12 protein-coding genes and 2 pseudogenes are annotated in these 13,923 nt (G+C 62.4%); 7 read left to right on the top strand and 7 right to left on the bottom strand.

Going from position 1 to position 13,923, the window contains the following annotated elements; translation table 11 throughout:
- Positions 1-32: 32 nt before the first annotated feature.
- Positions 33-578, bottom strand: a complete 546-nt coding sequence (locus OKW45_RS25270; protein ID WP_429471781.1) for a PqiC family protein — start codon at positions 576-578, stop codon at positions 33-35.
- 143 nt (positions 579-721) lie between these two features.
- On the bottom strand, positions 722-1,681 hold the full coding sequence (locus OKW45_RS25265; protein ID WP_429471780.1) for a LysR family transcriptional regulator: 960 nt from the start codon (positions 1,679-1,681) through the stop codon (positions 722-724).
- Between the two features lie 230 nt (positions 1,682-1,911).
- Here OKW45_RS25265 and OKW45_RS25260 point away from each other — a divergent pair, with 230 nt between their 5' ends.
- A complete protein-coding gene (locus OKW45_RS25260) occupies positions 1,912-2,502 on the top strand; it encodes a TetR/AcrR family transcriptional regulator (RefSeq protein WP_429473354.1) in 591 nt (196 codons plus the stop codon).
- Positions 2,503-2,570: 68 nt separating this feature from the next.
- On the opposite strand, the pseudogene OKW45_RS25255 reads toward OKW45_RS25260, so the two are convergent.
- From OKW45_RS25255 to OKW45_RS25240, 4 genes and pseudogenes are all read right to left on the bottom strand, one after another.
- Positions 2,571-3,622, bottom strand: a pseudogene (locus OKW45_RS25255) (AI-2E family transporter).
- Positions 3,623-3,749: 127 nt separating this feature from the next.
- On the bottom strand, positions 3,750-5,291 hold the full coding sequence (locus OKW45_RS25250) for a DHA2 family efflux MFS transporter permease subunit (protein ID WP_429471778.1): 1,542 nt from the start codon (positions 5,289-5,291) through the stop codon (positions 3,750-3,752).
- 12 nt (positions 5,292-5,303) lie between these two features.
- Positions 5,304-6,479, bottom strand: coding sequence for an HlyD family secretion protein (locus tag OKW45_RS25245; RefSeq protein ID WP_429473353.1), 1,176 nt, complete (start codon positions 6,477-6,479; stop codon positions 5,304-5,306).
- Between the two features lie 56 nt (positions 6,480-6,535).
- Positions 6,536-8,047, bottom strand: a complete 1,512-nt coding sequence (locus tag OKW45_RS25240; RefSeq protein ID WP_429471775.1) for an efflux transporter outer membrane subunit — start codon at positions 8,045-8,047, stop codon at positions 6,536-6,538.
- A gap of 186 nt (positions 8,048-8,233) precedes the next feature.
- Here OKW45_RS25240 and OKW45_RS25235 point away from each other — a divergent pair, with 186 nt between their 5' ends.
- The 3 genes from OKW45_RS25235 to OKW45_RS25225 all read left to right on the top strand — a co-directional run bounded on the left by OKW45_RS25235 (position 8,234) and on the right by OKW45_RS25225 (position 10,077).
- Positions 8,234-8,851: a TetR/AcrR family transcriptional regulator gene (locus tag OKW45_RS25235; protein WP_018418476.1), complete on the top strand. Its 618-nt coding sequence runs from the start codon at positions 8,234-8,236 to the stop codon at positions 8,849-8,851.
- A gap of 465 nt (positions 8,852-9,316) precedes the next feature.
- Positions 9,317-9,739 carry a TetR/AcrR family transcriptional regulator gene (locus OKW45_RS25230; protein ID WP_084753978.1) on the top strand — a complete coding sequence of 141 codons (423 nt, stop codon included), beginning with the start codon at positions 9,317-9,319 and terminating at the stop codon, positions 9,737-9,739.
- 14 nt (positions 9,740-9,753) lie between these two features.
- On the top strand, positions 9,754-10,077 hold the full coding sequence (locus OKW45_RS25225) for a hypothetical protein (protein ID WP_113061880.1): 324 nt from the start codon (positions 9,754-9,756) through the stop codon (positions 10,075-10,077).
- A 10-nt stretch (positions 10,078-10,087) separates the two neighbouring features.
- On the opposite strand, the pseudogene OKW45_RS25220 reads toward OKW45_RS25225, so the two are convergent.
- A pseudogene (locus OKW45_RS25220) lies at positions 10,088-10,207 on the bottom strand (TetR/AcrR family transcriptional regulator); the annotation flags it as partial.
- Positions 10,208-10,624: 417 nt separating this feature from the next.
- Here OKW45_RS25220 and OKW45_RS25215 point away from each other — a divergent pair.
- From OKW45_RS25215 to OKW45_RS25205, 3 genes are all read left to right on the top strand, one after another.
- Entirely contained in the window at positions 10,625-11,098 is a 474-nt protein-coding gene (locus OKW45_RS25215) for an AraC family transcriptional regulator ligand-binding domain-containing protein (RefSeq protein WP_084753976.1), read from the top strand.
- A 372-nt stretch (positions 11,099-11,470) separates the two neighbouring features.
- A complete protein-coding gene (locus tag OKW45_RS25210) occupies positions 11,471-12,214 on the top strand; it encodes a response regulator (protein ID WP_018418474.1) in 744 nt (247 codons plus the stop codon).
- 143 nt (positions 12,215-12,357) lie between these two features.
- Complete coding sequence (locus tag OKW45_RS25205; RefSeq protein WP_429410196.1) at positions 12,358-13,488, top strand: IS110 family RNA-guided transposase; 1,131 nt, start codon at positions 12,358-12,360, stop codon at positions 13,486-13,488.
- Positions 13,489-13,923 lie beyond the last annotated feature (435 nt).

Genomic DNA, 13,923 nt, shown 5'->3' with positions numbered 1-13,923 from the left:
AAGGGCACGTAATTGTGTATGGGTCTGATGACTCAGGCGTGTTGCGTGCAGCCATGCTGGCGCGACTGCGCCCAGCCTCGCGCATCGTCCGCGATGCGGCCGGCCAGGCTCGCAATGGCGAGTTGCTGCGCGCGCACCAGCTCCGCGTAACCACCCGGCGCCGCCTCCTGCAGCTGCGTATGGCAGGTCAGGCGGGCACCGTTGGGGTCCTGCGCGAAACCGAGACTCCAGTCAGCGTCGAGTTGTACCGCGTGCCCCGGCCAGGCGTCGAGGCGCCGGATCTGCAGCCTGATGGCCAGCACCGGTTGATTGATCGGCCCGGTGAGCCCGGTCATGTCCTGCGTGCCCAGGCGGCGCACCAGTTCGGTAGATAGTGCGGCGCGCAGTTCATCGCCCAGCGGTGCGGCCCAGCGCTCTTCGTCGAGTACGGCAACGCCGCTGTCGCCCTGCCGTACGACGAGTGCCTGCTGGTCGAGCTGGGCGGGAACGCCCACTCGCAGCACGTCGATCGCGAACGGAGCGGCTGGCTGGTCCGAAGTGGGCCGTGCTGCCGGTGATACCAGCGTGTAGTACGACATCGAGCTGGCTTGCGCGATACAGGACGGCCGAACATTGCCCGCAGCGCGCCACCCCGCGCGTGGCCAGCGCGCGGCGGCGGTACACGCTGTCACAATGCTCGCAGACGACGAGACCAGGGAAGGTTTGCATGAGCATCTGGCGATCAGGACGGCCTGCCGCTGCCGCCGGCCACCGTTCGCTGCTGTTGCGCGTGGCCCAACCGAGCAGCGCGCGCGTCGAAGTGCGACGTCGCATAGTCGATGAACGCCCGGACCTTCGCCGTCATCAGGCTCCGGTCCCGGTATGCGAGCCGGAGTTCGGCGTCCCCGCTCATGAGCTCGAAGGCGGGCAGCAGCTGTACCAGCCGGCCATCGTCCAGCTCCTTGCCGAGCATCGTCAGCGGCAACACGCCGAGACCAGCACCGCTCATCACCAGTTCCTTGTTCAACGCGGCGTTGTTGGTCGACACGTCGTGTTCCAGTGGCACGGCAATCTGTTCGCCATCGCGCCGGAACCGCAGTCGTGGTTCGCCGATCGAGGCGAGAATTGTGACGAAGCGGAATGCGGCGAGATCGCTGGGCCTTTGCGGCAGCTGGCGCCCCTGCAGGTAGCTGGGCGAGCCCACCACGGCGAGGGGCAGGCGGCACAACGCACGGGTGATCGTAAGTTCGCTGGTCAGCATGTACGGCAGCACGATGCCGAGATCGAAGGCTTCCCTGATCAGATCAACTGGCCGTTCCGCCAGCGTCAATTCGAGCTGCACGGCTGGATACCGGGCACGGAACCCGGCGATCAGCGGTGGCAGCTCGATCAGCGCCGCGGTGGTGTGGGCGACGAGCCGCAGTACCCCCGCAGGCTCCCGTGCGCGCTGCCCGGTACCGGCTTCGAGCTGGTCCAGTTCAGCAACCACGCGCGAGCAGCCGGCGTGAAACTCGTCCCCGGCTTCAGTGAGTGCGAGGTGTCGGGTCGTGCGCTGAAAAAGACGTACACCGAGCCTGGTTTCGAGCCCCGTGATCGCGCGCGAGACGATTGACGTCGAGACGCCGAGCTTATTTGCGGCGTGCGTGAAGCTCTGCATTTCGGCGACGGTGCAAAAAGTCCGCAGCGTTTCGAGATGGTCCATAACTATTCGGTGTCCATGATCAATCTGCATTATCAAACCATACAGTACAGTATAGAGAAGCATGCTGTTGCCGTCAACGAAAATAGACCAAACAGTTCAGTTATGATAGAGTCCAAACTGGAAATGGAAGATCAGTCAGGTGCGTTGCCGCCGGCGGCGTCGTCGCTCGATCTCATAAACAAAAGGAGAGCCCGAAGAAGAGGGGGAAAACGGAGGCAAAGCGGCAGGCGATTGTTGACGCCGCGTTTGAGGTGTTCAGCGAGGTGGGGTCCGAGCAGGCGTCGATGTCGGAGATTGCGGCGCGGGCAGGCGGGTCGAAAGCCACGCTCTACAGCTACTTCGAATCCAAGGAAGAGATGTTCATTGAGCTCATGACCGCCGCCGCGCAGGAGGCAGTCGGAGCGACGTTCGTACTGCTTAAGGCCTCCATGCCGGTTCGCGATGCGCTGGCGCGTTTCGGCACGCACTATCTGGTTGCGGTGCTAAAACCGCAACTGCTCGCGGTGCGCCGTCTCGCGCATCGTGAAGGCGGCCGGTCGAATGTCGGTGCCCTGTTTTATGAGCGCAGGCCGAAGCTCGGCTGGCAATCGGTGGCTGTCTTCCTGCAGCAATTGATTGACGCCGGGCAGTTGCGCAGTTGTCACGCAGCCATCGCGACAGCGCATCTGCGCACGCTCTATGAAGCTGAGTTGATGGAACTCTGCCTGTTTGGCGTGCCGGTCGATACCAGCCCCCGCAACATCGCGAAGGTCGTCCAGAGAGCGGTCGACGTGTTCATGGCCGCATACGGGCCGACCCACGCCGCACAAACCACGCACTGATCATCCGGCTGCCGCCCGCATTGTCCGGGCGGCAGATCGACATCCGGGGCAAACGGCGGTCAATCCTTTTACAGCGCACTGGCCACGTAGCGGCGCCGCAGGTCGCCCAGCACCGCTGCAAGGATCGCACTCACTGGCAGCGCGAGCAGCACGCCAAAGAAGCCAAAAAGCTGGCCAAACGCAAGCAGAGCGAAGATGACCGCGAGCGGGTGTAGACCGATGCGGTTACCCACGAGTCTGGGAACAAGAAAAGAACTTTCGAGAACCTGCCCAACTCCGTACACGCTGCGACTGCGCCGATGCCGTACCAGCCGCCAAACTGCCGAAGTGCGGCAAGAAGGGCAAGGGCGAGTCCCACGGCGAAACCCACGTAGGGGATGAACACCGCCAAGCCGGTGAAGAGCCCGATGGGCAGCGCGATGTCGAGGCCGGCCAGCGTCAACGCGATCGGGTAGAACACGGCCAGCACGCCCATCACGAGCAACTGGCCGCGTAAGTATTGCGACAGCATGTGGTCGCTCCTGGTCACGAGTCCACGGACCTTGCCGACCCAGCGCCGCGGCACAAAGCTTTCCATCCGCGCGAATGTCTGGTGCCGGTCGTAAAGCTGATAGAAAAGGACAAGCGGCACGAGTACGACGTTACTCACCACGGGCGGCACGACGTTGCTGCCTGTACGCACGTACCGCCAGGCGGCGAGTATGACGGTCTGGCCGTCGCCGACTGTGTCGCCCGTCAGCAGGTGGCGGACTCCAGGCAGGTCGAGTGAGTAGCTGACGCCCAGCAGTGCCAGCTTTGGTTGCAGCCACGCGTTCAGGCCTGCGATGAAGACGGGAATGTTTTTCGCGAGTTCGGGCCCTTCCTTGTGGATCACGGCGAACGCAAGTAGCGGCAGTAGCGTCAGGAGCGATGCAAACAGGAGCATCATCAGGAGCACGGCCACCGTACGCGGCACACGCTGGCGCACCAGCCACTCGACGCCCGCCTGCAATATGTCCGCGACGAGCGCACCGAGCAGGAATGGCGTGAGAACCGGTCGCAAGATCCATAGAAGGATACCGAGGGCAGCGGCAATGGCGCTCCAGACGAGGGCTTGGCGCTGATAGGGAGTTGGGGGCATGGTTGAGAGTGGTGTTCGGGTGGCCCACAAGTGGCAGCGCAAAAAAGATTGCGGCGTATCGGGCAGGGATCATCAGTGTCGCCATTCAATCAGCGGGGGGGCGCACGCGCGCGCCCCCTCGCCGTGCTCAATGCGCCTGCGACGTATCCGCGACACGCGTCGGTTTGGGCGCAATCCAGATCGCAAGTGCTCCGATGACGAAGCAGCACGCGATGCTGAAGAACAGCTGGTTGGTGGCGAGCATCACCGCTTGCGACTCGACCACGGTGCTGATCTGCGCCTGTGCCTGATGTCCACTCCAGCCTGAGCCCATTAGCGAGGCCGCATAGTGGCCAGCCTGATCGACGAGGCCGGACAACTCCGCGCGGTTGTACTTGGTCTTGTTCTCCCACAACGTGTTGACGACCGACGTGGCAATCGCTCCGCCGAAGGTCCGGCAGAAGCTCATCAGTCCCGCCGCCGAAGCTGTTTCGGGCTCGTCGACACTGCTCAGGCCGAGGCTCGTCGTCGGCACGAAGAAGAACGGCAGGCCGACGCCTTGCAGCAACAGCGGCAAAGCCACCTGCCAGAAGTCCATATCCGAATTCGCATGGGTGCGGAACAGTGTCACCGAGCCGAGCCACATTACGCCGGCAAACACGAGCCAGCGTCCATCGAACTTCGTTGACAATTTGGCAGCAAGCGGCGCGGACACGACCGCGAAGATGCCCGTCGTGGCCGTGGCATACCCGGCCCACGTGGCCGTGTACCCCATGTTGTTCTGCAGCCACAGTGGCGTGAGGACGGTGGCGCCGAAGTACGCACCGAACGCCAGCGTCATCGTGACCACGCTCGCACCAAAGCCACGATGGCGGAACACCCGTAGATCGACGATGGGGTTACGCTCGGTCAGCTCCCAGATGAGGAAGGCCACGAAGCCGATCACCGCAGTCACCGCGAGGACGCGAATTTCGAGCGAGCTGAACCAGTCCTGGTCCTTGCCCTCATCGATCATGATCTGCAGCGCCGAGACCCAGATGACCAGTAGCACGAGTCCACCCGTGTCGATCCGCATCCGTATCTTCTCGGATTCATAGCGCTTGAGCAGCATCCATCCGGCGTATGCGCAGATTAACGACACCGGCACGTTGATGAAGAAGATGTAGGACCAGTGGTAGTCGTCGCAGATGACACCGCCCAGCACGGGCCCCATCACCGGCGCCAGCAGGGTCGTCATGCTCCACAGGCCGAGCGCCGCGGCGGTCTTCTCCTTCGGAAAAATGCGCAGCAGCAGGGTTTGCGAGAGCGGCATGAGCGGGCCGCCCGCGAGCCCCTGGAACACACGGAACAGCACCAGCGTGCCGAGCGACGTCGCCATCCCGCACAGTGCCGAACCCAGTCCGAACATGACTAACGCCGCGATGAACACGCGTACCGTTCCGAAGCGACTCGCGAGCCAGCCGGTCAGCGGAACCGTGATCGCTTCGGCCACCGCATAGGACGTGATGACGTATGTGCCCTGGCTGGTCGAGGAGCCAAGTGCACCAGAAATGGTCGCTACGGACACATTCGCAATGGTGCTGTCCAGCACCGCGACAAAGTTGGCGGCGGCGATCATCACCGCCGCGAGAATCAGCATGGAGCCGGACAGCGGCGGCAATGCGATGTCATTGACCTGACTGGAAGACATGGCGGCGGATCCTTAGTGAGCGGGCGCGTCGTTGCCGCCGCGCGTGTCGACCGTCGCTTCCATCGACAGGTTGATGCCGAGCGGGTGCGTGCGAAGCTCGGCCGGATCGATCCTGACGCGCACAGGCAGGCGCTGCACGACCTTGATCCAGTTGCCGGTCGCGTTCTGCGCGGGAATCATCGCGAACGCCGAGCCTGAACCGCCGGCCAGGCCCGTGACCTTGCCGTGATAGACGACCTTGCTGCCGTACAGGTCCGACTCCAGTTCCACCGGTTGACCGATGCGCACCTTGCCGAGCTGCGTCTCCTTGAAATTGGCGTCGACGTAGACGGATTCGATCGGCACGACCGACATCAACGCCGTGCCGGTCTGAACGCGCTGCCCCACCTGAACCTGGCGGCTCGCGACGACACCGTCGACCGGCGCGCGCAGCACGGTGCGCTCGAGATCGACGCGTGCCTGATCGCGCTTGGCACGTGCGAGCAGGACCTCCGGATTGGTTTCGACCGTCGTGTCCGCAATCAGTACCTTGTTCGCTTCGAGCGAGCCGACTGCGGCGTCGCGGCTTGCCTTCGCCTGCAAGGCCGCAGCGCGGGCTGCGTCGAGCGCCGCCCTCGCGGTGGCAAACGCAGCGCGCGCGTTGCTCAGCTCTTCACCGGATACGCTCCCGGTGTGGCTCAGCACTTCACGGCGCTGCAGGTCGATCGCCGCGCGGTCAAAGTCGGCCTGGGCCGACGCGATCTGCGCGGCCATCCGGGTCTGGTCGGCTGCGCGCGCACTGACCTGCGCGCTCAGCTGGGTATCTGTGGCGACATAGCCGCGAACTTTGCGTTCGGCGCGACCCACATCGGCCTCAGCCTGCGCGAGCGCAATCTTTGCGTCGGTGTCATCGATGACCACCAATACGTCGCCCTTATGTACCTGCTGCGTATTCACGACCGGAACGCTCCTGACGATCCCGCTCACCGCCGGCGTGATCGACGCGACTTCGGCTGCGGTATAGGCGTTATCGGTCGACACGTGGTGCGACGCGATGAAGTGCCAGTAGCTTGCGTAGGCGAGACCGGCGACGAGAATGGCGCCGCCGAGCAGCGCGAACAGCTTCTTGCGGTTCGAAGGGGGAGTGGCGGCCGCGGCACCGGTACCGGCGGGAGCAGCGTGAGCAGCGGAAGCGGGGGAGTCCGGCATCAGCGACTCGCTGGTTTTGATGAATTGGGTTTCAGACATGATCAGAGTCCTTGAAATCAGCTTTGCTTGTTGGGATGGGTTGCGTCGGTCGCGGCCGGCGTGCTGGCCTGATATCCGCCGCCGAGTGCGCGCACGAGCGCGACATCGAGCGAGAAGGTGCGCGACCGGATATCGGCGAGCTGGCGCTGCGCCGAAGTCATCGTGTCGGCGGCGTTCAGCACTTCGAGATAACCGGCAAGGCCGGCGCGATAGCGATCGAGCGCGACCTGGTGCGCCTGGGCAGCGTCGTCGTAGGCGGCCTGCGTCGCTTGCAGCCGGTCCGCCAGCGCGCGTTCGCTTGCGGCAACGTCGGCCACGTCGTGCAGCGCCTTTGTCAGCGTTTCGTCGTAGTTCGCGACCGCCTCGTCGTAAGTCGCCCGCGCGCCGCGCAGTTCGCCGCGCAAACGTCCGCCATTGAAGATGGGCAGCGTGATCGCCGGACCGAAGTTGCCGGCCAGCGAAGCCGCGTTCGTCAGCATGTTCAGGCCAAGCGACTGGAAGCCGACCGACGCGCCGAGCGTGATGTCCGGATAGAACCCGGCTCGCGCGACGTCGATCCGCTTCGCCGCCGCCTCTACACGCAGGCGTGCAATCACCACGTCCGGACGGCGGCCAAGCAGGCCGAGTCCAAGGTTGGCGGGCATCCCGGCAGGCTGCGTCAGATCGACGGCCGGCGGTGCGATGCGCAGGCCGCGGTCGGGCCCGGCGCCCATCAGCGCGGCGATCTGGTTGCGCTCGAGTGCAATCGATTCATCAAGCGCGAGAAGGTCGGCCTGCGCGCTTTGTTGCTTCGACTCGGCCTGCTTTACACCGGCCTGCGTTTCCAGACCGTTCGCGAAACGCTCCCAGAACAGCTGCGCGGATTGCGTGCGGACCTGCAATGCCGCCTGCGCACTGTCGCGCTCGGCGAACAGACGCGCCAGGTCGGCATAGGCTGCGGCGATCGACGCGGAGAGAACCATGCGGGCCTGTGCCGCATCGGCGCGCGCGGCGTCGAGCTCAGACGTAGCGGCGGCCAGCGCCGCGCGATTCTTGCCCCAGAAGTCGATCTCGTAGCTGAAGTTGAGCTCGGCGCTGCCGTAGGGGCGCCACCCGTGGGGAACGAAATCTGAGGGAATACCGTTGTTGTAGCTCTGCTTTTTCTTCTGGACCGAGCCGTCCGCGCTGACTTCGGGAAGCAGCGCCGCGCCAGCCGCCTGCGCCGACGCCTCGGCGTTATGCAGCCGCGCCTGAGCGGCCGCCAGCGTCGGCTCATCCTGGAGCGCTTCCCCAATCAGCGCGTTCAGTTGCGGATCGTTGTAGCTGAGCCACCACTGATCAGTGGGCCATGCAGACGCCGTGCTGCCCTGCTTGCCGCCGTCCGCGCTGAGACTGTGCGCCGTCTCATATCTGCTGATGTCTTTCGCTACCGGCTTCTGCGGCATGTCGGGCAGTTGCGCGCAGGCGCTCACCGCGAACGCGAACGCGAACGCGACGGCCAGCCTCACTCGTTTGTGCTGCATCGCAACGTCGGTGCTCTCTTGCATCATCCCTCCTCCCTTGCTCCCTTTTACAATACTGAACAGTCTAGTTATCCAAGTCGGCGATGTCAACAATAACAAACTGTACGGTTCAGGTATGGTAGGATGACAACATTGAAATAAGGCCGGCCAAGGGCGTCGCCGCCGGCCATGTCGCTGATCGGGCTTGCAGACAGAAAAAGGAGGGCATTGAAAATGAGAGTGAAGACAGAAGAAAAACGGCAGGCGATCGTTGACGCCGCGTTCCAGGTGTTCTGCGAAGTGGGGTTCGAACGGGCATCAATGTCGGAAATCGCCGCGCGGGCAGGCGGATCAAAAGCTACGCTCTACAGCTATTTCGAGTCGAAGGAAGTGATGTTCGCGGACGTCATGTTGGCCGCCGCGGTGGAAGCCAAGGTGGCGACGGAGGTACTCAAGGCCTCGCTGCCGATTCGCGAGACACTGCTGAAATTCGGCAAACACTATCTCGCCGCGACGCTAAAGCCACAGGTACTGGCGGTGCGCCGTCTCGCGCATCAGGAAGGCGGCCGGTCGAACGTCGGCGCCCTGTTTCACGACCGTGGGCCGAAGCTCGCCTGGCAAGTGGTGACTGACTTCCTGCAGCAAGCGATTGACGGCGGGGAGCTCCGCATCTGTAACGCAGAGGTCGCGACCGCGCATCTGCACGGGCTATATGATGCGGAATTGCTGGAGCTGTGCCTGGTTGGCGCGCCGGCGGATACCAGTTCCCGCAACATCGCCAAAGTTGTTCAAAGAGCGGTCGATGTTTTCCTCGCCGCATATGGACCGACGGACAGGACTGACACAGCATAGACAGGCGCCTGGGCGGTCGTGAACCGTGTGAGACAGCAGGCGAACCGTCACCGTGTCGCCAGGTGGGCGGGCCAGCCCACACCCCGTCGGCGAAATCCGCCGCTTGCAAGGCCTGACATGGGTATGTGAGCCTGTTCCGCAGCCAATCGTCACGATGAACGGGCCAGTGGACGACTACTCCGGATCATGCCCGGATGGCGGGGCACGCCTACCGCGACGAACAGAATCGGAGTAGCGCGACAATCGCGGGTCTCTCGGGTATGGCTGCGTCGGTTGCGCAGCCATACGGGTTGTTTCGGAAGCCGGGTCGGGACTTGCGCGGGAGCTGGTTTGAAGCCGCGGAAGCTGTGGAGGTTGCGGAAGCTGCGGCCCACCCTGTGAAAACTGGTTCGTGGAGGGTTGTCTGGCGGACGCTGGCTTCTGCGAGGCAATCGCTGAGGCAGATCGCTTTGCGCAAGCACCGATGTGCTGGAAAGGAGCGCGAACAGTACCAGGAACGTTCTTCTCATTTCAATTTTGTGCAGCTGGTTGTCTTCGTATCGATGCGATTGGCAGCCGCAGGTCGTATCAGCGCCCGGCCAGAATTGCCTTGTAACGCCAGGGCGCCGTGGCGGTACTGAAGTCGATGCCGCACTTGAGGTGTGCAGCGAATTGGGGTTCGGGCAGGCATCGATGTCGGAGATTGCGGCACGGGCTAGCGTATCCAAGGCCACGCTGTGCAACTACTTCGAGTCGAAGGAAGAGATGTTCACGCCGCGCAGAACGGCAAACCGCCTTTGTCCGTCTCAAAAGTCCGCCGATCGTCACGTCCGGGCGGCCGGGGCATCAGTACGCGGTGTCATGCCCCAGCTCTGGCGGACTAAAATGATACAGGAATCGACGTGCTAATCAGCGGGATGGAAATGGAACAACACCGCCACCGCAACTATGCCGGCACATACAAGCTTGTCGGGGCAGACGTTCGCAGCAGCAGCGGGAACGACGATTCCTGCTTGCGAAAGGAGGCCGATGACCTCTGCATCGCGCTCTTTGATCGCTGGTGCGAACGCCGCGCGATCACGCCACTCAGCTATCTGCTCCATTCGTGGCCGATTTTACCGTCGGCACCGCACTCGATCAAAGCCGTGTCGCGAGCGCTTCACGATCTTTCGATGTTCCACAGCGAAGCTCTGGACGACAAGGAGCGCGAGTTGATTGCTAGCCTCAAGGCTTTGGCCGGGGATTGAGTTTTAACCGCCACGAACCGAAGCCGACGTCGGCGTCCCCGGTGATTTCGTTGCTCGCAACGCCTTCCATTCCTTCCATATTTTTTTCAGCCGTGAGCCGCAGCGCGGCGTCGAGCAGTCGGGCGCGAGCCGCGTTGCTCGCGCGCTTCTGCGACGGAAGCCGGCGACGGCGCGGGGGGGGGTGGCGGTGACTGTTTCATTTTTTTGGGATACCTCGATCGGGACGCAATTGCCGTATGGATGAGCTAGAAGCTGTTGGTCGCGCATCGTCATCGTTATCTATCTCCCGCCTCTTGTCCTCGTTGCGATACGGTACAGTACCGTTATTGGAGACGTCCACGTTAATATAAATACACTGAACAGTTCAGTTACGCTGAGATCGCAACGTTGAAAGCCGTGCTGGGAAGGGCGTCCAGGCTGGCGTGTGCGTATTCGGTAACGTCATCGTGACTGAGCCGAAAGACTGCTAGCTGGCCCGCGTCGCCGCACTCGTTGGTGGAGTCGCCGATGCCATGAAGCGCGAACGCCGGACACACTCAGAGCGCAGATGGAAGCTGGTGCCCCCGTCGTCGTCCAGTTTTCGATGCAGCGTACGGGGGAAAGGGCGGAGTTGCATCTGCGGTTTCGCCAGCGCGATCCCGCCTCAACCTGCTCGATCCTGACGTATCAAATCTTTCTGCTGTCGACTTATGCGCTGCGGTCGTGGCTAACCGGGCAGCGAGTGCCGGTGACGTCAATCGACTTCCCGTGTTCGCCGCCGCATCATCAATACGAGCTTCGGATGCTGCCGCAGAGTCTCATTCGCTTCGATCAGCCTCATGCGGACATCCGCTTTCCGACACAGGCGAATGCGTACGCGTCGTCGCCCGACGCGGCCGGTGGTAGCACGATCAGGTGGTATCTCAGAATCCGACGCATGCGCCGACGCGAATACCGCGTGCAACGCGCAGCTCGATCGACTGCACTCCCACACGAGACGCTAACTTGGTTCATCCCACGTCCAAAGGCAACATCTCGGTGAGGTCGAGGTCATGGTCGAAAAGGCGTACGCAGGGCACGACTGAGGTACTCGCCGTTTTGGGGCGCGACTTGATCCCCAAATTTTTACCCAGCTTAACGCTGCCAAACCGCGTTGAACCTATGGCGCGTCTACGATGGCTGAAATCTCCGCGACACCATGGATTCCTTTTCGTCGCCCCCGTCCGGTTTCCGCCTTAATGTCGACCGTCGCCGGTCGGGTGCCTGCGGGTTGCGGCCGGCGCAGAGGAGTATATCGTGCACCTTCCGGCGCATTGTTTCGCTCCGAGGGCAGCAGACTGCGAGCAGGCTCTGCCAGCTGCCGTGTCATTCAGGAGGCGCACAGGACCGTTGGCCACGACTGCATAAAGAATCAATGAAAGACGTTGAATTTATAGATAACGTGCGTCCCTATCACCTCTTCGTCGTGGAGGACGAGGTTGTGCAAAGGGACATGCTTTGTAGCTACCTGGAGAAACATGGACTCGTTGTCACGCCGATGGCCACCGCAGACGAAATGCTTCGTCGCATTCACCGAGTGCGCCCCGACCTGATCGTGCTCGACGTGGGGTCACCGAAGATGTCGGGACTTCGTGCTTGTCGTAACTTACGCGCAGCGGGCGATCGAATTCCCATCATCTTGGTGATGGCGCGTTGCGAGGAGATTGAACGCGTGGTCGGGCTGGAGATGGGCGCGGACGACTGCTTGAGCACACCGTACCCGGCGCGAGAGCTTCTCGCACGAGTGAAAGCCGTTTTGCGGCGCGCCGCCTTCAGTCCCGGAGCGCCACGCGATTCAACTGCTTTCATACCGATTGGCGAGTACGTTTTCGACGTTGCGGCGCGAAGTCTGCGCCAAGGCAACAACGTTCGTATTCTCAATACAGTTGAATACGCGATGCTTGCTGAGCTAGCCACAAATGCCGGTATCTCGGTGTCACGGGAGCGTCTGATTGCTGTGTCCCACTCGCGCGAAGACACGGTCTCCTTGCGGGCCGTGGATGCCGCAGTGGTTCGCTTGCGCAAGCTGTTAGAACCCGATCCAGCCGTGCCGCGGTATATCCAGACCGTGCGCGGACATGGCTATGTTTTCGTGCCTATGGAGACTAGACGGTGTTAGGAACTTTTCGCTGGTAGGCAGTATGACTTCCTGCGGGACAGAGGCTGGCCTGCCGCAACGGAATCAAACGCGGGTTAGCATTGCTGTCAGAGCCGCACGGTGCGGACGTGCCGCACCCGGCGATTTCCGACGCGGAGGCCAGCATGGAGCACGATAGCACTCTTTACGTGGGTCTTGATGTTCATAAGGATTCGATCACGGTCGCCTATGCCATTGGTTCGGGCGAGGTTGAACTGCTCGGCAAGATCGGTACTACGCAGGCCGACGTGGAACGGTTGTGCAAGAGACTGCAATCTAAAGCGCGATGCGTCAGCATCGTCTACGAAGCCGGTCCGTGCGGATATGGGCTTTACCGGCAGCTTGTCCAGAAAGAATTCCAGTGCATGGTCTGCGCGCCCTCGCTGATTCCCCGCAAGCCAGGTGAGCACATCAAGACTGACAGACGTGATGCCGTCAAGCTCGTCCGATCGCTGCGTGCCGGCGACCTGTCGGCCGTATACGTCCCCAGCATCGACGATGAAGCATTCCGGGATCTGGCCCGCGCATGGGTGATTGCCAAGGACGACCTCAAGCGTGCACGGCAACGGGTAAAAGCCTTTCTGCTGTCGCACGGCGTGCGCTACACCGGCTCTGCCGGCTGGGGGCCGGCGCACCGACGCTGGCTGAGCGCATACAGCTTCGACAGTGCGTGGCAGCAGTTTGCGTTTGAAGAGCTACGTCGCGCGATCGAAGACCGGCTCGCCCAATGTGACCGGCTGGAGTCCGCGCTGCGTGAGGCAGTCGTCAACTGGCGCTTCTATCCCGCCGTCCTGGGCCTGCAGGCAATGCGCGGTGTCCAGTTCACCACGGCAGTGGGCATGCTCGCCGAGCTGGGCGATCTCTCACGCTTCGTGCACCCACGCCAGTTGATGGCGTGGCTCGGGGTGACGCCGTCCGAGCACTCATCGGGCGGCAAGCGTCGTCAGGGCAGCATCACTAAAAGCGGCAACAGTTATGCAAGAAAGCTGCTAGTTGAAGCCGCATGGAGCTATCGCCACCCTGCGCGTGTGAGCCCCGATATTCAGCGTCGTCACGAAGGTCTGCCTAAACCGATTGTAGATCGAGCCTGGGACGCACAGGTGCGCTTGTGCCGACGCTATCGCAAACTCGTCGCGCGCGGCAAGCAGAAGAATATCGCCGTAGTCGCAGTTGCCCGTGAACTCAGCGGATTCATCTGGGACATCTGCCGGCTCTCCTTGTCGCTGGCCATACCGCGCGAGACACAGATGCCGTGATGTACAGCAATGCCCTGCGTCTGCATCCACCGTAACGACACGTGCAGGAGTTTCCTGAAGGCGGCGTAGCCCGGCACACGAGTAACCCGCGACCAGGGTAGGCAACGGATCTCATCCGAATTGCGGTGGTAGGTAGCGGAAGGCTCATTGGGCGGACATCTGTAATGCGGTAGCCAATCCGCGGATATCAGCTTGATCCACCGTCGAGATTTACTGCTACGTCGCCCTCAGGAAATTCAAACATCGAAAACACAGAACCGATCATATTGACACGAGAAGTCATATCACCTTGGCGGAATATCTCGCGCCCGCGAGCAGGAATCGCCCGATGGTCTTCATCAGTCAAACGAATGGGGTGCCCTCAATCGAGAGCTATACGGCGATCCTGTCTGGTGACCAGTCGGAGCTACGACGCGCACATCACGGTCTAGAAGC

This window comes from Paraburkholderia lebeckiae, assembly GCF_050436225.1.
Classification (GTDB): domain Bacteria; phylum Pseudomonadota; class Gammaproteobacteria; order Burkholderiales; family Burkholderiaceae; genus Paraburkholderia; species Paraburkholderia tuberum.
This window is presented reverse-complemented; position numbering and strand designations above follow the sequence as displayed.

Excerpts from the sequence above, each read along its gene's own strand:
- OKW45_RS25235 (WP_018418476.1), top strand. The coding sequence starts at position 8,234 with ATGAGAGTGAAGACAGAAGAAAAACGGCAGGCGATCGTTGACGCCGCG.
- OKW45_RS25245 (WP_429473353.1), bottom strand. The coding sequence starts at position 6,479 with ATGCCGGACTCCCCCGCTTCCGCTGCTCACGCTGCTCCCGCCGGTACC.
- OKW45_RS25265 (WP_429471780.1), bottom strand. The coding sequence starts at position 1,681 with ATGGACCATCTCGAAACGCTGCGGACTTTTTGCACCGTCGCCGAAATG.
- OKW45_RS25205 (WP_429410196.1), top strand. The coding sequence starts at position 12,358 with ATGGAGCACGATAGCACTCTTTACGTGGGTCTTGATGTTCATAAGGAT.
- OKW45_RS25240 (WP_429471775.1), bottom strand. The coding sequence starts at position 8,047 with ATGATGCAAGAGAGCACCGACGTTGCGATGCAGCACAAACGAGTGAGG.
- OKW45_RS25225 (WP_113061880.1), top strand. The coding sequence starts at position 9,754 with ATGGAACAACACCGCCACCGCAACTATGCCGGCACATACAAGCTTGTC.
- OKW45_RS25215 (WP_084753976.1), top strand. The coding sequence starts at position 10,625 with ATGGAAGCTGGTGCCCCCGTCGTCGTCCAGTTTTCGATGCAGCGTACG.
- OKW45_RS25250 (WP_429471778.1), bottom strand. The coding sequence starts at position 5,291 with ATGTCTTCCAGTCAGGTCAATGACATCGCATTGCCGCCGCTGTCCGGC.
- OKW45_RS25270 (WP_429471781.1), bottom strand. The coding sequence starts at position 578 with ATGTCGTACTACACGCTGGTATCACCGGCAGCACGGCCCACTTCGGAC.
- OKW45_RS25210 (WP_018418474.1), top strand. The coding sequence starts at position 11,471 with ATGAAAGACGTTGAATTTATAGATAACGTGCGTCCCTATCACCTCTTC.